The sequence below is a fragment of the Blastomonas sp. CCH9-A1 genome (genome assembly GCF_001557175.1).
GTDB lineage: Bacteria > Pseudomonadota > Alphaproteobacteria > Sphingomonadales > Sphingomonadaceae > Blastomonas > Blastomonas delafieldii_A.
In genome coordinates, this window is record NZ_LSHM01000052.1 from 1 (window position 1) to 25900 (window position 25900).

Below are 25900 nucleotides of genomic sequence, written 5' to 3' on the forward strand. Positions count from 1 at the left end.
CTTCATCTAAACCTACAATGTCAAAGATCTCACCGACAAAAACAGCGGACAACCAGTGTGCCCCGATCTTTAAACCGAGGGATTGGCTATCCGAAGATGTTGGCGACCGGTGGAAGTGCGATGCGTCAGCGCCGCGTCCCGTCCGGTGAGGCGTCATCTATGGCCGACATCGATTCGGGTCAAACCCTTTTTGCAATTTTATTTCAATTTTTTTGGGGCAATGCGTCTGCACCCCGAAAAATCCGGGGTTTTGGCATCCGGCCCCCGGGTGCCTATAACAGCCCTTCAGGGGAACATGGACGTTTATGGTCGAAGATACAGCTGCGGGAATCGCTGATTCAGGATTCGCCAACCGCGTGAGATCCGCGGTTTTCTGGCGTTCCGGCAGCCAGATCGTCAGTCAGGTGGTGATGTGGACCACGACGCTGGCGGTGATTCGGATTCTCGACCCGTCCGATTACGGCCTGTTCGCCATGACCCAGGTGGTGATGGTGATGCTGGCCTTTCTCAACGGCTATGGCTTTGCCAGCTCGCTGATCCAGCAGGAGCAGATCGACACCTTCCGGGTGCGCCAGGCTTTCGGGCTGCTGCTCATCCTCAATCTCGGCATTGCCGCCGTCCAGTTTGCCGCAGCGCCGGCGATCGCCGCTTATTATGGCCAGCCTCATGTGGCCGAGCTGCTGCGCTGGCAGACGGTGATGTACCTCGCGACGCCCTTCATGGCGGTGCCCGAAGTGCTGATGAGCCGCGCGCTCGATTTCCGCAGGCTGGCCATCGTCAATTTCATCTCGGCCTTTGTCTGCGCGATCACGTCGATCGCATGCGCTTTGGCCGGCTGGGGCGTCTGGACGCTGGTCGCCGCGCCGACATCGATGGTGTGGAGCCGGGCGATCGGCCTGTGCATCGCGCAGCGATTCGTCGTCTGGCCCAGCTTCGACTTTCGCGGCACGCGCAGCATGATCGGTTTCGGCAGCGCAATGCTCACCAGCCATCTGTTGTGGAGCCTCCAGACCCAGGCCGATGTGCTGATCGCCGGGCGCGCGCTCGATCCGCATGCGCTCGGCCTCTATGCCGAGGCGCTGTTCCTTGCGCAGATGTTCTCCTCCAAGGTCATTCCGCCGCTCAACGAGGTCGCCTTTCCCGCCTATTCGCGGCTGCAGGCCGAACCCGCCCGGCTGAAGGCAGCCTTTCTCAAGGCCATCGGGCTGATCATGTTGATCTGCTGTCCGGTCTATGCCGGGCTGGCGGTGACCGCGCCTGAAGCCGTGTACACCCTGTTCGGGCCCAAATGGGTGGAGATGGTGCCCCTCGTCCAGCTGTTCGCGCTCGCGATGCCGTTCATGACGCTGCATGTGCTGATCGCCCCGGCGGTCAATGCGCTGGGCGCGCCCCGCATCACGGTGCGATGCTCGGCCTTTGGCGCGGCCTTCATGCCCTTGATGTTCCTGATCGGGGTGCGCTTCGGCGTGACCGGCCTGGCCCTCGGCTGGGTGATCGGCATGCCGGTCGTGCTGCTGTTCTGCCTGTGGCAGTCGTGTCCGGTGATCGGCGTGCGCGTGCGCGACGTGCTGATTGCATGCCTGCCGGGGGTCGGCGCGGCCGCCGCGATGGCCGCCCTGGTCTGGATGATGCGCATCGGCCTCAACGGCACGCTCGACAGCAGCCTGCCCGAGATCATGGCCCGGCTGGCGCTGCTCGCCGCCATCGGCGTGCTCAGCTATGGGCTGCTGCTGCGTGTGCTGGCGCCGCAGATGCTGAGCGATGCGATCGCGCTGTTGCGCCGCCAGCCGCCCGTCATCGCAGAGGAAGAGATCGCCGCCGCCTGACCAGCCGCGATGCGCTCACCGGCGGATGCCGAAGCGCGCGAGCACGGCATCGGCGATCGCTATCGCATCGGCCCAGGTCGCATCGAAGCCCGACGCGTCGCCATAATAGGGGTCGGCGACCGGCTGCCCTTCGCGTCCGGGCACCAGATCGAGCGCAAGGCAGAGCTCGGCGGGCGAGCTCGCCGGGGCGATCCGGCGCAGGCCAGCGAGATTGTCGTGATCCATCGCAAGGATGAGGTCGAACCGCTCGAAATCGTCCGCGCTCACCTGGCGTCCGCGCAAGCCCGAAATGTCGACGCCATGCGCGCGCGCCACCGCGATCGCACGCGGATCGGGCGGGTCGCCGCGATGCCAGCCGCCGGTGCCGGCCGAATCGACCGTCCAGCCCAGATCGAGCTGATGCACCCGGTGCCTGAGCGCGCCATCAGCGAGCGGCGAGCGGCAGATATTGCCGAGGCAGACGAACAGGATCGATGGCGTCTTCACTCACTGGCCCCTTTCCCGCAGCTGACCGCTTCCGGTCGTTTGACGCTTGCGTCACTTCGGGGCTCTGCTAGCCAAGGGCAAGGACGCACACAAGAGACGCCGAAATCGGGGAGAGACACGCGCATGGCTGGGCCGAACGACAATCAGGACACCGCCGCGCCGGGTATCGCGCCCGCCACATCGGCCTCGCCTTATGCCTGGTACGGGCTGTTCATCCTCTTCCTCGTCTATGTGCTCAATTTCATCGACCGGCAGATCATCACCATCCTCGCGCCCGACATCAAGGCGGACCTGGGGCTGGATGATGCCGATATCGGCTTTCTCTACGGCACCGCCTTTGCCGTGTTCTACGCGCTGTTCGGCATTCCGCTGGGACGGCTCGCCGATAGCTGGCACCGGGTGCGGCTGCTCACCGTGGGCCTGGCCATCTGGTCGGCGATGACGGCGGTATCCGGCTTTGCGAAGAACGGCCTGACCCTGGGCCTCGCGCGCATGGGCGTCGGCATCGGCGAGGCCACCGCGAGCCCTTCGGCCTATTCACTGATTTCGGACATGTTCCCCAAGCGCATGCGCGGCACCGCGCTCGCGATCTATTCGGCGGGGCTCTATTTCGGGGGCGGCATCTCGCTGATGATCGGCGGCTTCATCGTCGCAGGCTGGAACAATGCCTATCCGGGCGGCGGTCCGCTGGGCCTGGTCGGCTGGCAGGCGGCGTTCCTAGCCGTAGGCGTGCCCGGCCTGCTGCTCGCCGCCTGGGTCGCGACGATGCGCGAGCCGGTGCGCGGGCTGGTCGACGGGCTGCCGACGCCGCCGTCACCCGAGCCGTTTCGCGGTTTCTTCCAGGAGCTTTTCGCGGTCATTCCGCCGTTCACGATGATCGCGGCGGCGCAGCGCGGTGCCGCAGCCTTTGCCGTCAATATCGGCGCGCTGGTGCTGCTGGGGCTGATCGCAGCCGGCATGATCGCGCTCACCGGCGCGACGCTGCAATGGCTGTGCATCGCCATCGGCTATTATGCCGTGTTTTCCTGGGCAAGTTCGCTGCGCGCGCGCGACAAGGCGACCTTCGCGCTCATCTGGGGATCGCCCGCCTTCCTGTGCACGATCCTGGGTTATGGCTGCGTCGCCTTCCTGTCCTATGCCACCACCGCGTTCGGACCGACCTATGCCGCACAGGTCCTGGGCGAGGACACCGCGAAAATCGGCTTCTGGATCGGCGGCTTCGGCGCGCTCGGCGGGTTCCTGGGCGTGATCCTGGGCGGTCGCATGTCCGACTGGCTGCGTGCGCGCAGCGAATCGGGGCGGATCATGGTGATCGCCTTCGGGCTCATCACCCCGGTCTTGCCCGTGATCCTGGCCTATACCACCGCCAACGATCCGAATTCGGACGCCGATTTCATCCGCTTCACCGTCTTCGCCTCGCTTGCCAACATGTTCGCCAGCTCGGCGCTGGGAGCAGCTGCCGCAACGACCCAGGATCTGGTGATGCCCCGCATGCGCGGCACCGCCACCGCGACCTTCTTCCTGGCGACCACGCTGTTCGGCCTGGCGCTCGGCCCCTATCTCGCCGGGCAGATGTCGGTGATCTCGGGCAGCCTGTCCACCGGGGTGCTCTCGATCCTGGTGATCGTGCCGGTTGGCCTGACCCTGCTGTTCTTCGCCTGGCGGATGGTGCCGCTGGCCGAACGCACCGTGGTCGAGCGCGCGCGGGCGGCTGGCGAGCCGGTGTGACGGAGCGCCCCCGAGGTCATGCCCGGTCCCACCGGATCGGACCCGATCGCCTGTGGTGCCACATATAACCGTGTTGAATTCCGGAGGAGGCAACGGTAACGACGCTGCTCCATGGCCCGTTCAGGGTTGAATTCTGGGCAGCCCGACGCTGCGCAGCACAGTTCGGGAAGCTGACCGATACATGACCCATGCCTTTCACCCCACCAGCCTGCGCGAATACGACATTCGCGGGATCATCGGCGAAACGCTTGGCGAGGCGGATGCCTATGCGATCGGACGCGGCTTTGCGACGCTGATCGCGCGCGCGGGCGGCAAGTGCGTGGTGGTCGGCTATGACGGCCGCGTCAGTTCTCCGGTGCTCGAAGCGGCGCTGATCAAGGGGCTGAACGACAGCGGTATCGATGCGATCAGCGTCGGTATGGGCCCCACCCCTATGCTCTATTATGCCGAGTCAGTGCTGGAAGAGGCGGATGGCGGCATTCAGATAACCGGCAGCCACAACCCCGCCAATTACAATGGCTTCAAGATGGTCTTTCAGGGCCGCCCGTTTTTCGGCGTGGATATCCGCAAGCTGGGCGAGATGGCGGCAGTCGGCGACTGGGCCGAGGGCACCGGCAGCGCACGGCAGGTCGATATTCTCGATCGCTATGTCGACCGGCTGGTCGAGGATTTCGGCGGCACCGCCGCGCGCATCGGCTGGGACTGCGGCAATGGCGCGGCAGGACCTGCGGTCGAAAAGCTGGTCCAGCGCCTTCCGGGCGAACATTTCACGCTGTTTACCGATGTGGACGGCAATTTTCCCAATCATCATCCCGATCCTACCGAGGAAAAGAATCTCGCCGATCTGAAGGCACTCGTCGCGGAAAAGCAGCTCGATTTCGGAGTGGCTTTTGACGGGGATGGTGACCGGATCGGGGCGATCGACGGCCAGGGCCGCGTGATCTGGGGCGATCAGCTGCTCAGCATTTACGCCGAAGTGGTGCTGAAAAACCTGCCCGGCGCGACGATCATCGCCGATGTGAAGGCCAGCCAGGCGCTGTTCGACCGTGTGCGCGAGCTCGGCGGCGAGCCGCTGATGTGGAAGACCGGGCACAGCCTGATCAAGTCCAAGATGAAGGAGACTGGCTGTCCGCTCGCGGGCGAGATGAGCGGGCACGTCTTCTTCAAGCATCGCTATTACGGCTTTGACGACGCGCTCTACGCCGCAGTCCGCCTGATCGAGGCGCAAACGCTGCTCGGCAAGAGCGTGACCGAGATGCGCGGCGCAATGGCGCCGATGATCAACACCCCCGAAATGCGCTTCCAGGTCGACGAGACGCGCAAGTTCGCGGTGGTGGACGAGGTGCTCGAACGCCTCTCGGCCGCCGGTGCCAATGTGAACGCGACCGATGGCGCACGCGTCAACACCGAGGACGGCTGGTGGCTGCTGCGCGCATCGAACACGCAGGACGTGCTCGTCGCGCGCGCCGAAGCGCGCAGCCAGGAAGGCCTCGACCGGCTGATGGCGCAGATCGACGATCAGCTTGCGGCCTCGGGCCTCGAGCGCGGTCCCCAGGCGGGGCATTGAGGAGTTTCGATCATGGGTAGCGAAGCGGTCAGCGCATTCAAGACCCGTCATGCGGTGCTGGTCACCGGTGGTGCGGGCTATATCGGCAGCCATGCCGTGCTGGCGCTCAGGGATGCGGGCTGGAAGGTCGCGGTGATCGACAATCTCGTCACCGGCTTTCGCTGGGCGGTGCCCGTTGGCGTCGCATTCTACGAGGGCGACATTGCCAATGGCGAGCTGGTCGCGCGGATCATCGCCGAACAGCAGATCGGTGCGATCCTGCACTTTGCCGGATCGATCATCGTGCCCGAATCGGTGAGCGACCCGCTCAAATATTACAGCAACAACACGGTGAAGAGCCGCGCGCTGATCGAATCGGCGGTGCACGGCGGGGTGAAGCATTTCATCTTCTCCTCCACCGCTGCGACCTACGGCACGCCCGAAGGCGATGGGCCGATCCCCGAGAACGCCCCGCAACAGCCGATCAATCCCTATGGCACATCGAAGCTGATGACCGAGTGGATGCTCCGCGATGTCGCCTTCGCGCATGACTTCAACTATTGCGCGCTGCGCTATTTCAACGTGGCGGGGGCCGATCCGCAGGCGCGCACCGGCCAGTCGACCGCAGGTGCGACCCACCTGATCAAGGTCGCGGTCGAAGCCGCGCTCGGCAAGCGCGACAGCGTGGCAGTGTTCGGGACCGATTTCGACACCCCCGACGGCACCGGGGTGCGCGACTATATCCATGTCAGCGATCTGGCGAATGCGCATGTGCTCGCGCTCGAGGCGCTGATCGAGAATCCGTCCGAGAGCCACCGGCTCAATTGCGGCTATGGCCATGGCTATTCGGTGCTCGAGGTGCTCGACGCGGTCGACCGCGTCACCAATCTGAAGATCGAGCGCGTGCTGTCCGACCGCCGCGCCGGCGACCCCGCCGCGCTCACCGCCGACAGCAGCGCGATCCGCGCGCGCTTCGGCTGGCAGCCTGCCTTTGACGATCTCGACACCATCGTCACCCATGCACTGGCCTGGGAACGCCGCCTCAGCGAACGGGCTGGATGAGCATGGCAGCGCTGTCTGCCTGCAAGCTTGCCACGCGCCAGGTCGAAAAGCCCTGGGGCCGTGCGGTGCTGCCTGCCCCGTTCCGCAACCCGGGCAGCGAGAAGATCGGCGAGATCTGGTTCGAGGCGGAAACCGGCCCGGCGCTGCCGCTGATGGTCAAATATCTTTTCACCAGCGAGAAGCTGTCGATCCAGGTGCACCCCAGCGATGCCGAGGCGCAGGCCATGGGCCTGGCGAGCGGCAAGGAGGAGTGCTGGCTGGTGCTCGATGCCGAGCCGGGCGCGTGCCTGGGCATCGGCACGCTTCGCCCGCTCGGAGCCGACGAACTGCGCGAGGCCGCGCTGTCGGGCGAGATCGAGGCGCTGATGGACTGGAAGCCGGTCGCGCGCGGCGATTTCTACTATATACCGGCAGGGACGGTGCACGCGATCGGAGCGGGCGTGAGCCTGATCGAGGTGCAGCAGAATGCCGACATCACCTATCGGCTCTATGATTACCGACGCCCGCGCGAACTGCATCTCGACGATGGCGTCGCGGTCTCGCGCGCCGCGCCCTATCCCGCCCAACTGCATCGCAGGGTCGATTTCGCGGCCGACCAGCTGCTGGTCGATGGGCCGTTATTCTCGCTGCTGCTCACCGGCGATGCCGCGGCGCGGCTGGACGGCACGGGGCCGCTCACGGTGATTCCGGTCGAAGGCAGCGTTCGGGTCGAGCAGCCCGAGGGCTTGCTGACCGTCGACGCGGGAGAATGCCTTGCCATCGATCCCGACAGCCGCTTTACCGCCAGCCCGGGCGCGCGGCTGCTGCTTGCGCGCGCGCATTGAAGCGAGACCCCCATGACCCAGATCATCCCCGTCATCCTGTCCGGCGGATCGGGCACGCGGCTGTGGCCGCTGTCGACCGACCAGAGCCCGAAACAATTTCTCGCGCTCGCGTCTGACCGGACGATGTTTGCCGATACGCTCGCGCGTGCCGGCGATTCGACCCGCTTTGCCGCCCCGCTGATCATCGGGGCCGAACGGCATGCCGCGCTGATGGAAGCCGAGCTGGGCGGCGAGGCGCACGAGGGGGCACGCATCATCCTCGAGCCGAGCGCGCGCAACACCGCGCCGGCGATCGCGCTCGCCGCGCTCGCCGCGGGCGGGGGCGATGCGGTGATGCTGGTGATGCCGAGCGATCATGTGATCCTGGATCTGCCTGCCTTTCTGGCCGCGGTCGATACCGCGCTTCCGGCGGCGCGCGATGGCTGGCTGGTCACTTTCGGCATCGAACCCACGGGTCCCGAAACCGGCTTTGGCTATATCAGCATGGGGGACGGGCTTGAGCATGTGCCCGGTGTGCGCAGGGTCGATCGCTTCATCGAGAAACCGGCGCGCGACAAGGCCGAGGCGATGCTGGCCGAGGGCGGCCATGCGTGGAACGCCGGCATCTTCCTGATGCGCGCCGACCGGTATCTGGCCGAGCTGGCGCGCCACGCCCCGAGCATGGATGCCGAAGCGCGCGCGGCGCTGGCGGGCGCGGACCTGACGGCGCGTCTGATTCGCCCGGATGCCGAGCGGTTCGCCGCCTGCCCGTCGGATTCGATCGACTATGCGGTGATGGAGCGCGCCGAGCGTGTCGCCATCGTGCCCGTCGCCTGCGGCTGGTCCGATGTCGGCAGCTGGGATGCCCTGGCGGAGATCGGCAGCGCCGATGCGGACGGCAACACCGTCGCCGGCGATACTGTGCTGATCGACACCCGCGGCTGCCACGTGCATGCCGACGGAATCACCGTGACCGCATCGGGGATCGAGGATCTCATCGTCATCGCCAATGGCAGCCATGTGATGATCGTGCCCAAGGGCCGGTCACAGGACGTCAAGAAGATCGCCGAAGCGCTGAAAGCACGCAGCCAGGCCTAGAGCAGGCTCGCGCGCGGAGAGAAGATGCCGGGGGGATCGCTCGCTCCGGCCGGCATCGCATCAGCCTGACGAGCGGCCCTCGCCCGATCCGGCGCGCACCGCCCTGGCATCCTGGACCACCGCCAGGAACAGCCAGACCAGCACCGCCTGGAAGATCGGGGTGCGCGCGGGATAGTCGACCAGCGACGCCGACCCGATAATGGCGAGCACAGCCAGGCAGAACACCGCCAGCGCCTGATGCTCGCGGCTGCCCAAAAGGGTGCGGACGAACCGGGCCAGCCAGATCAGCAGCCCAGCCAGCAGCAGCGCAGCCGGAATGCCGCCTTCGATCACGATCTGGACCCAGTCGTTATGGGCGTGGTTGAGATAGGATCGGGCCAGCAGATCGTCGGGCTCGTAAAGGCGGTACACGGTGTCGAAGGATCCGAATCCGGTGCCCAGCAGCCAATGGTTGCTCACCATGGTCTGGAAAACCGGCCAGGTCTTCCAGCGCAGATCCTCCATCGAATTGCGGCCCATCAGGTCCTGGAAGGCGGGCGTGCGCTCGAGCCACAAAAAGGCGACGACGATCAGCAGGACAACGAGTGCAAAACCGGCCGTCGCTGCGTAAATCGCCTTTCGGCTGGTTTCGGGCACCTTGACCTTGGCCTTGCCCGAGCCGCGCGAGCGCACCGTCATCCAGCCCATGAGGCCCGATGCAATGATGGCGAACAGGGTCGCCATCAGACCCGCACGCGACGCGCTGATCAGCACCGTGAACAGGATGATCAGAAACACCGGGACGAAGGCAAGCTTCATCCATACCGGACGGTGGATCGGATTGTGATCGAGAAACAGCCGCGTCACCGCGAGCAGCGACAGGGCAGAGAACACCGCCGAATGGTTCTCGTTGGCGAACAGCCCGACCGGCGTATCGATGTTGGTGATGGAATAGAGATACAGGAAGCTGCGCGAGCCGCCGACCACCTGCAACAGGCCGAAAAGCGCGTTGACCAGACCGAGACCCGCGATGATGGTGAGCAGGACGCGCGAGTTGAGCTTCATCGACACGGCGAGCAGCAAGGCGCAGACAGGCACGATCAGGCTGAGCAGCGAATTGAGGCCGCGAAACGGTGCCAGCGAGATCGGACGCCACACGTCGGCATTTCCGGCGAGCCTGTCGAGCGCGACGATGGTCTCGCGATCGGGCAGCCCCTGCCACAAGCCCGGGGGCAGCGGCACGAGCTGAACGACCATCCACACCAGCAGCCCGCCCAGGAACAGCAGCACGATCCTGGCGGGCGCCAGGTCATCAAGCCGGATGTAATATATCGCGGGGATCAGCAGAAGCGCCGTCATCGGTCGCAGCATCGCCAGCTGAGCCGGGTCGGCACGCGAACTGCCGCCCAGCAGCGCCAGCACAACCAGGAAAACGGCCATCCAGAACCATTGCAACTGGGTTGCGCTGGCAGACGATCGCGACCTGCTGTGACGCATCGACTTGCGCGGCGAGGAAATGGATTGATTCAAGATCATGCGCTCCGGAAGGCTTGCTTGCGCCGCTGATAGGCGAGTTCAACAATTTGAAAAAGGGGGCAATGTCACCGCTGCGACCGATCGAGCCCGGGCCCGGCACAAGCGGCGTGCACGATTGGAGCCCCGGCACCGAACCGATCCGATATACCGGTTTTTGCCGAAGCGCGCGCGGAATCGGCTTGCCAAAGGCGGGCTTGGCGCTATGGGTTCAAAATTGAACATAGCGGCGCGACCCAGATGCGCGCCGCCCGATCAACCGGCGGACCCTTCGGGTCGCGCCGTGCGGTAGCTATATGCACACATCCGAACTCGTTTCCAGCCCCGCCAGTCAGCGCCGCGAAGATGCAAGGCTCCGCGTGCTGCGCCTGATCGCCACCAATCCGGAAATCACCCAGCGGGAGATGGCGGAGAAGCTGGGCATCAGCCTGGGCGCGGTCCATTACATGGTGCGCGCGCTCGCAGAGCGCGGCCTCGTGAAATGGGACCGGTTTTCCCATGCCGAAAGCAAGCGCGGCTATGCCTATGTGCTCACCCCCAAGGGCCTTGCAGAAAAGGCTGCGATCACCGCCCGTTTCCTGGCGCGCAAGCGACTGGAATATGCCGCGCTGCGCGCCGAGCTCGAGGAATTGGCGGCGGAGCTCGACAATGACCGCAGCTGAGCCCGGCGCGCGCGCCTGACATCGGACATCCTGTTTACCCCAGCCCGACTCTCACCATCCTTTCGGAAGATATCAGCGATCATGACCCTTCAGAAAACCATTCGGTCTGCTTCGGATCTCGCGCTCCACGGAGCGCCGCCGGCCTTTGCCGCGCCCATTCCTGTCGGCAAGCCCAATATCGGCGATCGCGCAGCCTTCATGGCCCTGGTCGATGGCATCTTCGATCGCGGCTGGCTGTCGAACAACGGGCCGATGGTCGAACAGTTCGAACAGCGGGTCGCGCAGGAACTGGGCGTGAAGCACTGCATCACGGTGTGCAACGGCACGATCGGGCTGGAAATCGCGATCCGGGCGCTGGGCCTGACCGGCGAGGTCATCGTCCCGTCCTATACCTTCATCGCCACCGCGCATGCGCTGTCCTGGCTGGGCCTGACCCCGGTCTTTGCCGAGGTCGATCCCGACACGCACAATCTGGACCCGGATGCGATCGCCCATCTGATCACGCCGCGCACCAGCGGTATCCTGGCGACCCATTTGTGGGGCCGCCCCTGCGATGTCGATCGCCTGCAGGCCATTGCCGACGAGCATGGGCTCAGCCTGATGTTCGATGCCGCCCATGCCTTTCTGTGCAGCCATGGCGGCCGGATGATCGGCGGCTTCGGCCGCGCCGAGGTGTTCAGCTTTCATGCCACCAAGTTCTTCAACTCGTTCGAGGGTGGCGCCATCACCACCAACGACGATGCCCTTGCCGAACGGATGCGGCTTATGCGCAATTTCGGCTTTGCCGCGCTCGACAATTCGGTGATGCACGGCACCAACGGCAAGATGTCTGAAATCTGCGCCGCCATGGGGCTGGTCAATCTCGATAATGTCGGCAAGGTGGTGGAAGCCAACCGCGCGAATTACCATGCCTATCGCGCCGCATTTGACGGCATCGACGGCATCAGCGTGATCGACCCCAGCGAAGAGCCCTTCAATTACCAGTATATCGTGGCGGAGGTCGACAGCACCTTCCCCTGCACGCGCGACACGATCGTCCAGGCGCTGCAGGCCGAGAACATCATGGCGCGGAAATATTTCTGGCCGAGCTGCCACCGCATGAAGGCCTATAGCGAGAGCGAGACCTATGCAGGGCTATCGCTGCCCCGGTCCGAACTGGTGGCAGATCGCGTCATCGTCCTGCCGACGGGCACGGGCCTGCCGGCGGGCACGATCGATGTCATTCGCGATGTCTGCATGGCACTGGCGCGGCAAACGGAGGAGGTTTGATCATGTCGGAGGTCGAGAAGAAGGCATTGGTCGGCATTTTTGGTGCCGGAGGCTTCGGGCGTGAAATCATGCCCTTTGCCCGCCAGAACTGGGCCGACCGGGCGGAGCTGGTCTTTGTCGAGACGCATGCGCGCGAAGGCCTGGTCAACGGACACCGGGTCATCAGCCTCGAGGACTATGCGTCGAGCCCGCATGCGGAGAAATATTTCAACATCTCTGTCGCCGATTCCAAGGCGAGAGAGCGTCTTGCCGGCGAACTCGTCGCTGCGGGCGGCCAGCCGGTATCGCTGATCTCCCCCAATGCGATCCAGTATGACGAGAACGAGATCGGCATCGGCGCGATCATTTGCCCCAATGTCATCATCACCTCGAACGCCAGGATCGGCAAGTTCTTCCAGTGCAACCTCGCCAGCATCGTGGCGCACGACTGCGTCATCGGTGACTATGTCACCTTTGCCCCCGCCGTGCAGTGCCTGGGCAATGTGCATGTCGGCGACCATGCCTATATCGGCACCGGCGCCATCATCAAGCAGGGCGCGACGGGCGAGCCCCGGCGGATCGGCGAAGGGGCGGTCATCGGCATGGGCGCCGTCGTGACCAAGGATGTTCCCCCCTTCACCACCGTGGTCGGAAATCCGGCCAAGCCGATGGGCAAATAGGCCCTATCACTCCCCTTCAGGCTAGCCGCCCGCCATGCCGGGCGGCGCCCCCAGAGCCATTCGATCATCATTCCCCGAGCCGGGCGTGGTGAACCATCAAGGATATGTTCGCATGAAAATCATAGTCACCGGCGGCGCGGGCTTTATCGGCTCGGCGCTGATCAAGCTGATCCTGGCAGAGACCAGCGATACCGTCATCAATGTGGACAAGCTGACCTATGCGGGCTGTCTCGAGACGCTCGAACCGGTCGCGGGCAACAACCGCTACATTTTCGAGAAGGCCGATATTGCCGACCGCGCCGCGATGGAGCGGATCTTCAGCGAGCATCAGCCCGATGCCATCATGCACCTGGCGGCCGAAAGCCATGTCGACCGGTCGATCCATGGCGCGGCCGATTTCGTCCAGACCAACCTTGTCGGCACCTTCATCCTGCTCGAGGTGGCGCGCGCCTATTTCAACGCGCTACCCGACGACCGCAAGCAGGCTTTCCGGTTCCACCATATCTCGACCGACGAGGTGTTCGGCGATCTGGAACCCGATGCGCATCCGTTCACTGAGGAAACGCCCTATCATCCTAGCTCGCCCTATTCGGCGACCAAGGCCGGATCCGATCATCTGGTCCGCGCATGGTTCCGCACCTATGGCCTGCCGATCGTCGTCACCAACTGCTCGAACAACTACGGGCCGTACCAGTTTCCCGAAAAGCTGATCCCCCGCATCATCCGCAATGCCCTGGAAGGCCGCCCGCTGCCGGTCTATGGCGACGGATCGCAGATCCGCGACTGGCTTTATGTCGAGGATCACGCGCGCGCGCTTCATCTCGTACTGACCCGGGGCGAGCTGGGCTCGACCTACAATATCGGCGGCAAGAACGAGAAGAAGAACATCGAGGTGGTCCACCAGATCTGCGATCTTCTGAACGAGCTGCGCCCGGTGGCCGGTCATGACTATCGCTCGCTGATCACGTTCGTCACCGATCGGCCCGGCCACGACCGTCGATATGCCATCGACTGCAGCAAGATCGGAAGCGAGCTCGGCTGGGAGCCGCGCGAAACCTTCTCGACCGGCCTGCGCCAGACCGTGCAATGGTATCTGGATAACGATGACTGGGTGGCGATGATCTGCGCGCGCCAGGAAAAGCAGGACCAGTTCCTGTAAGCCGTCGAGGCAACAGCCGCGCCACCCCTGCGATCTCGCCCCCGGCCCCGCCTTGCGTCGGCACAACCGGGCAGACCAACCAATTCCCCTGTGGAGACACCCATGTCGAATGAATCAGGCACCAAAGGCATCATCCTGGCCGGAGGATCGGGTACGCGCCTGTATCCGCTGACCGAGAGCATCTCGAAGCAGCTCTTGCCGATCTATGACAAGCCGATGATCTATTATCCGCTCTCGGTGCTGATGCTCGCAGGCATCAATGACGTGCTGATCATTACCACGCCCGAGCACCGTGCGTTGTTCGAGAAACTGCTCGGCGATGGCAGCCGCTTCGGCATCACGCTCACCTATGCCGAGCAGCCCCGGCCCGAAGGCCTGGCCCAGGCCTTCGTCATCGGCGAGGAGTTTATCGGCGACAGCAATGTCTGCCTGATCCTGGGCGACAACATCTTCTACGGCCAGAATTTCTATCCGAAGCTCAGTTCCGCCATGGAGCGGCGCGAAGGCGCGACGATTTTCGGCTATCGCGTCGCCGATCCGCACCGCTTTGGCGTCGTCGAGTTCGATGCCGACCGCAAGGTACTCTCGATCGAGGAAAAGCCGGCCGAGCCGCGATCGGATTATGCGATTACCGGCCTGTATTTCCTCGACAATGCCGCCGCCCGTATCGCCCGGAATGTGCGGCCTTCCGCGCGCGGCGAGGTGGAGATCACCAGCGTGTTGCAGGACTATCTCGATCGGGACCAACTGAATATCGAGCTTCTCGGCCGCGGGTTTGCCTGGCTGGATACCGGCACGTGCGAAAGCCTGTTGCAGGCCGCGCAATTCGTCGAGGTGATCGAACAGCGCCAGGGCTACAAGATCGCCTGTCTCGAGGAAATTGCCTGGCGCAAGGGGTGGATCGACAACGAGCGACTGGGTGCGATGGCCAAGGCCTATGGCAAGGCGCCTTATGGCCAGTATCTGCAATCGCTGCTGAACGAATAACTTTTCTCGCTCGGCCAGCGCCGGTTCTGATCGCGCCATGAAGCTGCCCGGCCGGCGGCAGGCGCCTGCCCCATTGCCGCGTCCGGCGGTTGATGGGCGTGCCAAACGTTTTTGAAGTCACCCCCTTATGCTCTTGCGCAACACCATCGCCAACTATGTCGGCCAGGCCTACAACACGGGCTGCGGCATCATCGTGGCGCCGCTGTACCTGCTCTATGTCCCGCCGGAAGAGTTCGGCCTGATCGGTCTGTTTCTGATCCTCAATTCGACCATCTACCTGCTCTCGTCCGGCCTGGTGCCGGTGCTGGCCCGGCAGGCGGCGATCTTCAAGGTCAAGGGCAGGGCTCATGCCGACGAGTTCTTCAACCTGCTGCGCGGGATAGAATGGCTTTCGGTGGTGCTTGCGGTCGTCACTCTCGCCGTCTGTCTGATCGGCGCCGACTGGTTCCTCAACCAGTGGTTGAAATCGGACAAGCTCGATCAGGACGTCGGCATCTATTCGTTGCAGATCATGGGGTTCATCCTGGCCACGCGCTGGGGCATCTCGGTCTATTCCTCCGGCCTGGCAGGGCTCGAGCGGCAGGTCACGCTGAACCAGATCAACGTCCTGTTCACGACCCTGCGCTGGCCGGGCGGGCTGGCGCTGATGGCGAGCGGGCTGTTCGGCATCATGGATTTCTTCACCTATCAGGCCATCGTCTCGCTCCTGGAACTGGCCCTGACGGCGGCCCTTTTCTACCGCGCAATCCCGGCCAGACGCCGCGCCGATTCAGGTGACCGGGTCGCAGCGCCTGAAGAACGCGTCGCCTTCATGACGACGATCCGGAACAACCTGTCCTTCACGCTGGGCACCTTCTACACCGTCATGGCCTGGGCGATGCTGACCCAATATGACAAGATCCTCGCGTCGCGATCGATGTCGCTGGAGCTGTACGGATATTTCGCCTTTGCCATTCTCGTGGCCAATGGCGCCGACCGCATCGCACAGCCGATCGGCCAGGCCATCCTGCCGCGGCTGACCATCTATGTGAACGAGGGCGATGAGGAGCGCGCCAATGCGCTCTATTCGCAAGCAACCCAGTTCATGGCGATCGCCTCGCTTTCAGTGGCGGTCATCTTTGCCTTCTTTGCCCAGCCGGTGATTTTCGCGGTGTCCGGCAACAGCGCCATGGCCGACGGCGGCGCGGTATTCCTGGCATGGTTCGGCCTGGGCTCGGGGGTTTTGACATTGTCCAGCCTGCTGCTGATCCTGCAGAATGCCTATGGCCATATCCGGGTCCATATCCACGCCTCGACGCTGTCGATGGTGGTGCAGGTTCCGCTGATCACCTTCATCGCGCTGCATTTCCAGGCTTATTGGATAGGCATTGCCTGGGCGACGATGCGGGTTCTGGTATTCGCCATCACCGCTCCGATCGTGCACCTGAAGTTCAGTGGCATTCCGCTGTCGCGCTGGCTGTTGCGCGACATCGGCCTGCCGCTGCTGGGCGCCGTGATTGCCGGACTGGCGTGCCTGGCTGCCGACAGTCTGATGCTGCAGGGCGATCCGAACCGCTGGGTCGTGGTGGCGAAGGTCGGCGTCTATTCGGCCTTCGTCATCACCACCGCGTTCGCCTTTTCCGACGAGGGCCGACGGATGATCGCGCGGCTGATGGCCCGCACGATACGCGCCTGACCCTCCGCTGCGCGCTGACCATGGCCGCCCGCTTCTGAAAGCTTTTCGATGACACCCGCACCCCAAGACTGCGAGCCCGATCTGATCACGATCGTCTGCCTCAGCTTCAACACGCGCGACTATATCGCCCGCTGCTTCGATTCGCTGATGGCGCAGCAGACCGATTATCGGCTCCAGATCGTCGTGCACGACGATGCCTCGTCGGACGGCAGCCAGGACGTCATCCGCGACTATGCCGATCGCTTTCCGGACATCTTCACGCCGGTTCTGCAACCGTCCAACCGGTGGTCGCAGGGCTTCTGCCCGCTTCAGGCGTGCGCGCCCCATATCAGAGGGGCGTTTGTCGCGATCTGCGAGGTGGACGATTACTGGACCGAAACCGACAAGCTGCAGCAGCAGGTGGAATATCTTGTCGGATCAGGCCGGAATTTCGTCGGCACCCAATGCCAGTCGTTCACGCACAGCGAGAGCCTGGGGCCCGCCTTCCCCAAGGCCGACGGCTCCGGCCCCGTCACCATCATCCCGGGATCGCACATCTTTGCGATGCGCAAGTACATCCACACCAGCACCTTTGCGATGCGGCGCAGCCTGTTCGACAAATGGGCCGCGGCCTTTACCCGCCAGGTCGTGTCGGCGGACCTCACCATCCTGCTGACCGCCTGTCTGGTCGATGACGGCCTGGCGATGCAGAACCGGGTGACCTCGCGCTATCGCATCCACGAGGGCGGAGCCTGGACGGGCAGCACCCGCGCGCAGCGCTATGCGCGATATGCGATCACCTGGCAGATCATCCTCGAATCGCTGGGGGCAGAACTGCCGCCCCGCTATCTGCGCCAGGCCCGGAGCAATCTGGCCTATTTCGAGATCCTGTCAAAGGAAGGCCGCCCTGCGGTGCTGGCGGAACTCGCGAAGCGCGGACCGATGCCGGTGATCCAGGTCGGCTGGAACATGCTCGCGCGCCGGTTGCTCGGCAACTGAGGCGCGACCGCCGTCATTGCTGTATGCAAGGTTCCAAGCTACACGGGCGGACGAGCGGCCCATGGCGGTCCGGTAACGTGCCCTTGGCGGCTGCCGCCGGAAAACTGAAATGCAGATCATGATGAACCACGCGACACCCCGGACGCCCAAGAAGAGCAAGCTGCTGAACGACAGCCTGTTCGTGCCCTATATCGTCGTGCTGCTGCTGTATTTTCTCGGCCCGGTGACATTTTCGGTCTTCTATGTCGAGGCGGCCTTGTGGTTCATCACCATCCTGATCCTGCTCAAGGTATCGATCAATACCGGCAAGGCGCGGGCCTTGTACGAGCCGGCGCCGGACCTGGCGCACGACCGGATCATCATCAAATATTATACCTATCTTTCGGTCCCCATTTCGGCGGCTGCGGCTTATTATGTCTACTGGCTCTACGGCCAGGGCACCTCGGTCGACGTGGTGCTGACCAACACGGGCGAAGTTCGCGAAATCACTGCCGGTTCGGACATCACCAAGCAGATTGCCGCGATTTTCGCCTATCAGGCCTATGGTTATATCCCGATTTTGCTGACCAAATGGCGCCACCGCTTCCCCATATATGTCAATGCGATGATGGCAGGGGCGATCGTGCTGATGGCGCTGGCGGTGGTGCTGCAGGCCGGACGCACGTTCTTCCTTGTGGCAGGGGCGATCGGCTATGCCACCTTCATGGTGTCCTCCAAGGTGACCAAGGACGCCAAATCCGCCAAGGGAAAGGGCCGGGCCTCCAACGTGCTGCTCTATGTCGGGGTGGGCATCGCGGCGATCTTCGGCGCCGTGGCGATCTATCTGATCGGCGTCCAGCGCGTGTCGAGCGCCGAGATCGCCAATACGCTCCACACGGCCGACTATCGCTATTTCGGCGCCACGCTGAAGCGGATCGCGCCGGATGCCTCCTACTTCATCACGGTGATCTTCCACTATCTCGTCGGGCCGTGGAGCAACTTCAACATCGCGATCGTGTCCGACACCGACTTCTATCGCTGGTCGGCAGGGCCGTTCGAGGCGATCGCGGCCCGCTTCTCGGATGGCTATGACTCGGCCTTTTTCGGTGCCCGCGCCGACAACTACAAGCGCTACATCATGCTGGGCGGACAGCCGACGGGATGGCGCACCGGTTTCGGCAACGTGCTCGACTGGTACGGCTTTCTCGGCATGATCCTCTATACCGTCTTCATCGGCTATGCGGCCGGCAGACTGCTGGTCAAGGCCCGGTCGTCGCAGTCGCTGATCGCGCTGCTCAAGGCGGTCTGGACGATCACCTTCCTGCTGATGTGCCTGTTCTATTTCCCTTCGGACACCATCTTCTGGGTCAATCTCGCGCAGATTTTCCTGATCACGCCGCTGCTTGTGCTGATCTTCGGGTCAAGGCGCCAGCCGGCCAAGTTGCACCATCGGCACAGGCTGGCCTGAAGGCCCGTCCTGCCGAAATGAGCAGCGGCAGGACCCGGCCGGGCGCGGTTGCGCCACGCCGGGGCCAGGCCGTTCCGACCCATCCTCATCGTGCCATTGGACCGCCAGCGGGACCTGGCCACATCTCGTTCGTTTCATGGATCTGCATATGTATTTTTGCATCGTCGTGCCCAATCTGAACTATGGCCAGTTTCTCGATGCCTGCCTTGCCTCGATCGAGGGGCAGGTGGGTGTCGATGTCGGCGTGCTGATCATCGACGGCGGCTCGACCGACAACAGCCGCGCGATTGCCGAGGAATATTGCCAGCGCAACAACTGGACCTTTCTCGAGAAAAAGGGTCTCGGCCAGGCCGCATCGATCGCCTATGGCCTGGCCAGGGAGCAATGGCCCGACGCACCGGATGATGCCATCTATTGCTGGCTGAATTCGGACGATACCTTTTTGCGGTCGGATTCGCTGCGCATCGTCGCCGACCAGTTCGAAAACTTCTTCGACGTCGATATCGTCTCGCTCGGCGGCTATTATCTCAGCGGCGACGGACGTTTCCAGGCGCCGGTCAATTACGACTATCACCCGCTGATCCGGGGTGACGTGTTCCTGAGGGGTGGCGGATTTCTGCAGCCGGCGACCTTCTGGAGCGCCAGGGTGAACCACAATATCCTGATCAACAATGCCTATCGCTATGTGTTCGACGGCGATTATTTCCTGCGAATGCGCGGCGAAGGGTATAATTTCTACGTCAATCCCCGACTGCACGTGGCGGGCTATCGCCTGCATGGCAGCAACCTGTCGCTCAACGTTCCGCCCAAGCGGGTCGCCGAACTGGCCGATCTGTACCGCATCCGGCTGTCGCGGCCAGGGGCGGGCCTGTATCTTTCGGTCATGGCGAAGCTGCTGAGAGGGTGCGAGTTCGTGCCGCTGGTCGGAGAAAAACTCAAGCGGTTGATCCGTTCGGCAAATAACGTTGCGAGCTATTTCACACGCTATTTGATCCCTTCGATCTGATCCGAGCTTTGCGGCCGACCGACGCCCGGTTTTGCGGGCGCATGCCGTAAACCGGAAATTCACCCGATCCTGCATTGTCCCCAGATTGCTGGTGACAATCCCCCTCGGAGCAGCTATCGAACCGGCTCTGTGGGGGAACGACCTGCGGCCCGGTGCGGCCGGAAAGGTGTCCGCAAAATCGAGGATGTGCGGCCGGTGAAGGAACTTCAATCCATATCGGGATATGAGTATTCCGACTTCGAAACCAACCCTTCACATGAGTATCTCCTTCCCACGGTTCTGTCCGAGCTGGAGAAGATTAAGGCAGGTCTCGGCGATCGGGAGCCCCGGCTGTTCGAACTGGGATGCGGCAATGGCAGCGTGGCAGCCAGGATGAGCTCGCTCGGATGGGATGTTACCGGGGTCGATCCTTCGGCGGACGGCATCGAGCAGGCGCAGAAGGCCTATCCGCAGCTCAAGCTCGCGCGCGGGTCTGCCTATGACAATCTGGCCGAAACCTATGGCACCTTCCCGATGCTGGTCAGCCTGGAAGTGGTGGAGCATGTCTATGCGCCACGCGATTATGCCAAGACGGCCTTCAGCCTGCTCGAGCCGGGCGGTGCGGCGATCTTCTCGACGCCCTATCATGGCTATTGGAAGAACCTGGCCATGGCCGTGACGGGCACGATGGATGCCCATTTCACCGCCTTGTGGGACCATGGACACATCAAGTTCTGGTCGGAAAAGACCCTGACGACACTTCTGGTCGAGGCTGGGTTCGAACCGCCGCGGTACCTGAAGGTCGGCCGAATTCCCGCCCTGGCGAAATCGATGATCGCCATAACGCGTCGACCGCGCGGCTGATTGGCACCGGAAAACAAAAAGTTAGATCTTGGAATGACGCTTCTGTCGGTGGTTATCCTCACCAAGAATGAGGAACTGCATATCGAGCGCGCGCTGGACTCGGTCCAGGGCATAGCAGACCGTGTCTTCGTCATCGATAGCGGCTCCAGCGACCGGACCGTGGAGCTGGCGACCGCACGCGGCGCTACCGTGCTGCACAAGCCCTGGGTAAACTATGCCACCCAGTTCAACTGGGCGCTCGACCAGCTGCCGCAGGACACCCAATGGGTCTTGCGGCTCGATGCCGACGAGATCGTCACGCCATCGCTGGCCCAGGAAATCGACGCCAAGCTGCACCAGCTGCCCGGTGATGTCGATGCGGTTTATGTTGGGCGGCGCATGAACTTTCTCGGCGAACGCGTGCGGTTCGGGGGGCTGTTCCCGATCCGCATCATCCGCCTGTTCCGGCATGGCCGCGGGCGGTGCGAGAACCGCTGGATGGACGAGCATATCCTGGTTCAGGGCGCCACCGCGCAATTCGCTGGCGAGATCATCGACGACAACCGCAATTCGCTGACCTGGTGGACCGAAAAGCACAATGCCTATGCCTCGCGCGAGGTGGTGGACCTGTTGAACCTCGAACATGGTTTCATGGCCAGCGAAACGGTCGCCGACCTCAAGGGCGGGCAGCAGGCGGGCATCAAGCGCTGGCTGAAGGAAAAGGTCTATGCGCGGCTGCCGGCGCAGCTGCGCGCCTCGCTCTATTTCTTCTATCGCTTCGTCCTGCGTCTTGGCTTTCTCGACACCAGCGGGGGGCGCGCCTTCCACATCCTCCAGGGCTTCTGGTACCGCTATCTGGTCGATGCCAAGCTGCAGGAGGTGCGCAAGCATATGCGCGATACGCACAAGGACGCGAAGACGGCGATCCGCGACGTGCTCGGCATCGATCTGCAGCGGTGACGGGGCCCATGAAGATTTCCGTCGTCACCGCCGTTTTCAACCGGGTCGCCACGATCGGCGATGCGATGGCCAGCGTCCAGGCGCAGAGCCATGGCACGATCGAGCACATCATCCAGGATGGTGGATCGACCGATGGCACGCTCGACGTGGTCCGGAGCGCCGCGACCGGGGACACGCAGATCGTGTCCGAACGCGATGGGGGCATCTATGACGCCATCAATCGCGGCATCGCGCGTGCCACCGGTGACGTGATCGGCCTGATGCATTCGGACGATGTCTTTGCCGACGATCATGTGCTCGAAAAGGTCGCCAGGACCTTTGCCACGCAGGATGTCGACGGCGTCTATGGCGATCTGCAATATGTCGCCGCCAGCGATCCGACCAGGGTGGTGCGGCACTGGCGTTCGGGAGCCTATCGCCCGGCACTGCTCAAGCGGGGGTGGATGCCGCCGCATCCCACACTGTATCTGCGGCGCGAGGTGTTCGACCGGCACGGTCTTTATGACACGTCGCTGCGCATCGCTGCCGATTATGATGCCATGCTTCGCTACCTCGGAAAGGGCCAGATCCGGCTCGGCTATATTCCCGAGGTACTTGTCAAAATGCGCCTGGGGGGCGAGAGCAACCGCTCGCTGGGACGGATCATCCTGAAGAGTCGCGAAGACCTTCGGGCACTGCGCAACAACGGCGTGGGGGGTATTGCGACCCTGGCCGCCAAGAACCTGAGCAAGCTCGGGCAATTTATCGTGAAGGACGACACATCGACATGACCAAACGCGCCCTTATCACCGGCATCACCGGACAGGACGGCTCCTATCTGGCCGAGTTTCTGCTCTCGCAGGGCTATGAGGTGCACGGCATCAAGCGCCGCGCCTCGTCGCTGAACACCCAGCGCATCGACCATATTTATCAGGATCCGCACGAGCCCAATCCGAAGCTGACGCTGCATTATGGCGATCTGTCGGATACGTCGAACCTCACCCGCATCATCAGCGAAGTGCGTCCGGACGAGATCTACAACCTGGCTGCCCAGTCGCACGTCGCGGTGAGCTTCGAATCGCCCGAATATACCGCCGATGTCGACGCGCTCGGCACGTTGCGCCTGCTCGAGGCGATCCGCTTTCTCGACCTGGGCAACAAGGCGCGCTTCTACCAGGCTTCGACCTCGGAGCTCTATGGCCTTGTCCAGGAAATCCCGCAGCGCGAGACGACCCCCTTCTACCCGCGGTCGCCTTACGCCGTGGCGAAGCTCTATTCCTACTGGATCACGGTCAACTACCGCGAAGCCTATGGCCTGTATGCCTGCAACGGCATCCTGTTCAACCATGAGAGCCCCCGCCGCGGCGAAACCTTCGTGACGCGCAAGATCACGCGCGGTCTCGCCAATATCGCGCAGGGCCTCGAATCGTGCCTGTACATGGGCAATATCGACTCGCTGCGCGACTGGGGCCATGCGCGCGACTATGTGCGCATGCAGTGGATGATGCTGCAGCAGGACCATGCCGAAGATTTCGTGATCGCCACGGGCCAGCAATATTCGGTCCGCGAGTTCATCCGCTGGACCGCGCGCGAACTGGGTGTCGAGCTGGAGTTTACCGGCGAAGGCGTCGACGAGATCGCGACCGTTGCCGCGATTTCGGGCGACATGGCGCCGGCGCTGAAGGTGGGCGACGTGATCGTGCGGATCGACCCGCGCTATTTCCGTCCGGCTGAGGTGGAAACCCTGTTGGGCGATCCCAGCAAGGCGCGCGAGAAGCTGGGCTGGGAGCCCGAGATCACCGCGCAGGAAATGTGCGCCGAAATGGTCGCGGCCGATCTCAAGGAAGCCCAGCGCCACGCCTTCTTGAAGGCCAATGGCTTCGACCTCCCGGTGAGCATCGAGAACTGAGGAATCCGCACGGTGAAAATCTATGTCGCAGGTCATCGCGGAATGGTGGGCAACGCCATTCTGCGCAAGCTGGAAGCCCGCAAGGCTGCGGGCGAACCGATCGAACTGGTGACCAGGACCCATGCCGAGCTGGACCTGACGGATCAGGCCGCCGTCCGCGCCTTCATGCGCGAGCAGCAGCCTGATGCCGTCGTGCTGGCGGCGGCCAAGGTCGGCGGGATTCACGCCAACAACACCTATCCGGCAGATTTCATCTACGAGAATCTGATGATGGAGGCCAATGTCGTCCATCAGGCGTTCGAGGCAGGCGTTCAGCGGCTTCTCTTCCTGGGGTCGTCGTGCATCTATCCCAAGCAGGCGCCGCAGCCCATGGCCGAGGATGCCCTGCTCACCGGGCTGCTCGAATCGACCAACGAGCCCTATGCGATCGCCAAGATTGCCGGCATCAAGCTGTGCGAGAGCTACAACCGCCAGCACGGCACCGATTATCGGTCGGTGATGCCGACCAATCTCTACGGCCCGGGGGACAATTTCCATCCCGAGAACAGCCATGTGCTGCCTGCGCTGATCCGGCGCTTCCACGAAGCGCAGAAGGCCGGGCTCGACAAGGTCGTGATCTGGGGCACGGGAACGCCGCGGCGCGAGTTCCTCCATGTCGACGACATGGCCGAAGCCAGCCTGTTCGTGCTCGACCTGCCGCGCGACATCTATGCCGCCAATACCCAGCCGATGCTGAGCCATATCAATGTCGGAAGCGGCGTGGACGTGTCGATCCTCGAGCTGGCGACGCTGGTGGCCGAGGTGACCGGCTTTGCCGGGAAGATCGAGACCGATCCGACCAAGCCCGATGGCACGATGCGCAAGCTCATGGACGTGAGCCGGCTCGAAGCGATGGGGTGGCGCGCCTCGATCGAGCTCGGCGAGGGCGTGCGCGAAACCTATCGCTGGTATCTTGAGAATATCGACAGCGCCCGCGTCTGATCGCAAGATCGGGCGTGGCCAGCCCTGACAAGGGTCAGGATCGGTTGGTCAGGCTGAGGCCGGCGCAATGCCCGGCCCCACGCCCTATCTGCCTGGGGTCAGACGCGGGGTGGAGAGCGTTCCGGTGAGCGCCCTGCCACCGGTCCAGGAGCGCCCGACAATCGCCAGCTCGACGAACGGACAGGCCGGGAAACTGCTGACCTGGACGTAATTCTTGGTCAGATTGAACGGCTGTTCGAAAAAGGGCGTATCCTGGCCCCAGCACGACATTTGCAGCTTGAGATCAGCCACCTTGTCGACCGGCTGCATCGCCACGTCGAAGGCGATGTTCAGGCCAGCCGCTGGCCGCTTGAGCACGCGCGAGGCCAGCACCCCGCCATTGCCCGGCTCGATATAGAATTCGAGGCTGTCCTGGCTGTAATCGGGCTGGGCGCGCATCGACCGCGCGTCTGCAAGCTTCCAGTCGAAGGGCGGATAGGCTGCGACCCAAGCGCGCGCTGCCGTGGCAGCACGCTTGTCGGTCGCGCCTGTCACGCGGCGATAGAGCCGCTCGGCCGCCTGCATCTCGCCCTTCTGTGCCAGACCGGCGATCAGGCGCTGGTCGAACTCCGTATTGTCGATCGTAATCCGCTCGCGGACATAGGCCAGATTCTCGAGCGCGCGCTTTTCCCCGACTGCGAACACCAGAAAATCGTCGCGCCAAGGCAAGGGCTTGCGGAACATGGTGGCGAATGCAGGGCGCGTTTCCGGCAGCGTGATGGCGCTGACGAGTAGCGGGAAGAGCTCCTCCTTCCGCTCGGGATGGACACGCAGGATCTGATCCAGGGTCCCGATGGCTCCAGCAAAATCACCATTGTCGCGCTTCTGCTGCAGCGCGAGGCCCTGCAGAGCCGAATCGCGGCGCGTCAGCCGGGTGGCGAGCTCGATGATCTCGCGCCGCCGACCGGGATTGGTTTCGGCCAGCGCCAGCAGCACATAGGCTTTGGGCAGCATCGGCTCGAAGGCCAGCGCGCTGACCGCTTCGCCGGACGCCTGGCGCGACAGGCGTTGCAGGCGCACTTCGAGATCGGGCGCGGCCTGGACTGCGGCCGCAGGTGCCGCCTGGCTGCTTCCATTGCCGCTGCCCAGCTTGGCGACCTTCTTCACATCCTCGACGAACTGGCCATAGGCCACCCGCTCGATGGCCGCGCCGTTCCAGGGGAAAATGGCTTGGGCAAGCTCGGGCGCGCGGCGCACGCTCACGCTGCTCAGCGCATGCGCTCCGGAGAGCAATGCCAGCGGCACGGCCACCATGCACGCAATCGCCAGTCGAGAGGTTTTTGAAGACACCTGCAATATGCTTCCCG

Annotated in this window: 24 protein-coding genes; 21 read left to right on the forward strand and 3 right to left on the reverse strand. The window is 63.6% G+C overall.

What is annotated here, in order from left to right; translation table 11 throughout:
* Nucleotides 1-159 precede the first annotated feature (159 nt).
* Both AX725_RS21320 and AX725_RS14630 read left to right on the forward strand, forming a co-directional pair.
* Nucleotides 160-360 (forward strand): hypothetical protein, encoded by a 201-nt coding sequence (locus AX725_RS21320; RefSeq protein ID WP_167348216.1) that lies wholly within the window; start codon nucleotides 160-162, stop codon nucleotides 358-360.
* Nucleotides 306-1826 carry a lipopolysaccharide biosynthesis protein gene (locus tag AX725_RS14630; RefSeq protein ID WP_060978774.1) on the forward strand — a complete coding sequence of 507 codons (1521 nt, stop codon included), beginning with the start codon at nucleotides 306-308 and terminating at the stop codon, nucleotides 1824-1826. Before AX725_RS21320 ends, AX725_RS14630 begins: the two co-directional genes overlap by 55 nt.
* A 15-nt stretch (nucleotides 1827-1841) precedes the next feature.
* Here AX725_RS14630 and AX725_RS14635 read toward each other — a convergent pair whose 3' ends face one another.
* Nucleotides 1842-2312 (reverse strand): low molecular weight protein-tyrosine-phosphatase, encoded by a 471-nt coding sequence (locus AX725_RS14635; protein WP_060978775.1) that lies wholly within the window; start codon nucleotides 2310-2312, stop codon nucleotides 1842-1844.
* 123 nt (nucleotides 2313-2435) lie between these two features.
* Between AX725_RS14635 and AX725_RS14640 the strand changes: the two genes are divergently transcribed.
* From AX725_RS14640 to AX725_RS14660, 5 genes are all read left to right on the forward strand, one after another.
* Entirely contained in the window at nucleotides 2436-4040 is a 1605-nt protein-coding gene (locus AX725_RS14640; protein ID WP_060978776.1) for a spinster family MFS transporter, read from the forward strand.
* Between the two features lie 181 nt (nucleotides 4041-4221).
* Complete coding sequence (pgmG, locus tag AX725_RS14645) at nucleotides 4222-5607, forward strand: phosphoglucomutase/phosphomannomutase PgmG (protein ID WP_060978777.1); 1386 nt, start codon at nucleotides 4222-4224, stop codon at nucleotides 5605-5607.
* 12 nt (nucleotides 5608-5619) lie between these two features.
* The gene (gene galE, locus AX725_RS14650; protein ID WP_060978778.1) at nucleotides 5620-6648 is read left to right on the forward strand and encodes a UDP-glucose 4-epimerase GalE; all 1029 of its coding nucleotides are present in this window, start codon (nucleotides 5620-5622) and stop codon (nucleotides 6646-6648) included.
* A gap of 2 nt (nucleotides 6649-6650) precedes the next feature.
* Nucleotides 6651-7472 carry a class I mannose-6-phosphate isomerase gene (locus tag AX725_RS14655; protein ID WP_060978779.1) on the forward strand — a complete coding sequence of 274 codons (822 nt, stop codon included), beginning with the start codon at nucleotides 6651-6653 and terminating at the stop codon, nucleotides 7470-7472.
* Between the two features lie 12 nt (nucleotides 7473-7484).
* Nucleotides 7485-8549, forward strand: coding sequence for a mannose-1-phosphate guanylyltransferase/mannose-6-phosphate isomerase (locus AX725_RS14660; RefSeq protein ID WP_066113823.1), 1065 nt, complete (start codon nucleotides 7485-7487; stop codon nucleotides 8547-8549).
* Nucleotides 8550-8609: 60 nt separating this feature from the next.
* Here the strand turns inward: AX725_RS14660 and AX725_RS14665 are convergent, their stop codons facing one another.
* A complete protein-coding gene (locus AX725_RS14665; RefSeq protein WP_066113825.1) occupies nucleotides 8610-9968 on the reverse strand; it encodes an O-antigen ligase family protein in 1359 nt (452 codons plus the stop codon).
* Between the two features lie 389 nt (nucleotides 9969-10357).
* Here AX725_RS14665 and AX725_RS14670 point away from each other — a divergent pair, with 389 nt between their 5' ends.
* The 14 genes from AX725_RS14670 to fcl all read left to right on the forward strand — a co-directional run bounded on the left by AX725_RS14670 (nucleotide 10358) and on the right by fcl (nucleotide 24554).
* Nucleotides 10358-10723, forward strand: coding sequence for a MarR family EPS-associated transcriptional regulator (locus AX725_RS14670; protein WP_081097162.1), 366 nt, complete (start codon nucleotides 10358-10360; stop codon nucleotides 10721-10723).
* A gap of 81 nt (nucleotides 10724-10804) precedes the next feature.
* Complete coding sequence (locus AX725_RS14675) at nucleotides 10805-11992, forward strand: DegT/DnrJ/EryC1/StrS family aminotransferase (protein ID WP_066113829.1); 1188 nt, start codon at nucleotides 10805-10807, stop codon at nucleotides 11990-11992.
* Between the two features lie 2 nt (nucleotides 11993-11994).
* The gene (locus AX725_RS14680; RefSeq protein WP_066113834.1) at nucleotides 11995-12651 is read left to right on the forward strand and encodes an acetyltransferase; all 657 of its coding nucleotides are present in this window, start codon (nucleotides 11995-11997) and stop codon (nucleotides 12649-12651) included.
* Nucleotides 12652-12763: 112 nt separating this feature from the next.
* Nucleotides 12764-13810 (forward strand): dTDP-glucose 4,6-dehydratase, encoded by a 1047-nt coding sequence (gene rfbB / locus AX725_RS14685; RefSeq protein WP_066113840.1) that lies wholly within the window; start codon nucleotides 12764-12766, stop codon nucleotides 13808-13810.
* 102 nt (nucleotides 13811-13912) lie between these two features.
* Nucleotides 13913-14797 carry a glucose-1-phosphate thymidylyltransferase RfbA gene (gene rfbA, locus AX725_RS14690; protein WP_066113845.1) on the forward strand — a complete coding sequence of 295 codons (885 nt, stop codon included), beginning with the start codon at nucleotides 13913-13915 and terminating at the stop codon, nucleotides 14795-14797.
* Nucleotides 14798-14924: 127 nt separating this feature from the next.
* Entirely contained in the window at nucleotides 14925-16472 is a 1548-nt protein-coding gene (locus tag AX725_RS14695; RefSeq protein WP_060978785.1) for a lipopolysaccharide biosynthesis protein, read from the forward strand.
* A gap of 48 nt (nucleotides 16473-16520) precedes the next feature.
* Entirely contained in the window at nucleotides 16521-17450 is a 930-nt protein-coding gene (locus AX725_RS14700) for a glycosyltransferase family 2 protein (protein ID WP_060978786.1), read from the forward strand.
* Nucleotides 17451-17559: 109 nt separating this feature from the next.
* A complete protein-coding gene (locus AX725_RS14705) occupies nucleotides 17560-18897 on the forward strand; it encodes a hypothetical protein (protein ID WP_060978787.1) in 1338 nt (445 codons plus the stop codon).
* Nucleotides 18898-19045: 148 nt separating this feature from the next.
* Nucleotides 19046-19903: a glycosyltransferase gene (locus AX725_RS14710; protein WP_066270733.1), complete on the forward strand. Its 858-nt coding sequence runs from the start codon at nucleotides 19046-19048 to the stop codon at nucleotides 19901-19903.
* 195 nt (nucleotides 19904-20098) lie between these two features.
* Nucleotides 20099-20746 (forward strand): class I SAM-dependent methyltransferase, encoded by a 648-nt coding sequence (locus tag AX725_RS14715; RefSeq protein ID WP_197417975.1) that lies wholly within the window; start codon nucleotides 20099-20101, stop codon nucleotides 20744-20746.
* Between the two features lie 33 nt (nucleotides 20747-20779).
* The gene (locus AX725_RS14720; protein WP_060978789.1) at nucleotides 20780-21685 is read left to right on the forward strand and encodes a glycosyltransferase family 2 protein; all 906 of its coding nucleotides are present in this window, start codon (nucleotides 20780-20782) and stop codon (nucleotides 21683-21685) included.
* Between the two features lie 8 nt (nucleotides 21686-21693).
* Entirely contained in the window at nucleotides 21694-22455 is a 762-nt protein-coding gene (locus AX725_RS14725) for a glycosyltransferase family 2 protein (RefSeq protein ID WP_060978790.1), read from the forward strand.
* Complete coding sequence (gene gmd, locus AX725_RS14730) at nucleotides 22452-23573, forward strand: GDP-mannose 4,6-dehydratase (protein WP_060978791.1); 1122 nt, start codon at nucleotides 22452-22454, stop codon at nucleotides 23571-23573. The genes AX725_RS14725 and gmd overlap by 4 nt, the downstream gene beginning before the upstream one ends.
* Nucleotides 23574-23585: 12 nt before the next feature.
* Entirely contained in the window at nucleotides 23586-24554 is a 969-nt protein-coding gene (gene fcl, locus AX725_RS14735) for a GDP-L-fucose synthase (protein ID WP_081097055.1), read from the forward strand.
* Nucleotides 24555-24638: 84 nt separating this feature from the next.
* Here the strand turns inward: fcl and AX725_RS14740 are convergent, their stop codons facing one another.
* Complete coding sequence (locus AX725_RS14740) at nucleotides 24639-25847, reverse strand: hypothetical protein (protein WP_060978793.1); 1209 nt, start codon at nucleotides 25845-25847, stop codon at nucleotides 24639-24641.
* Nucleotides 25848-25900: the final 53 nt, after the last annotated feature.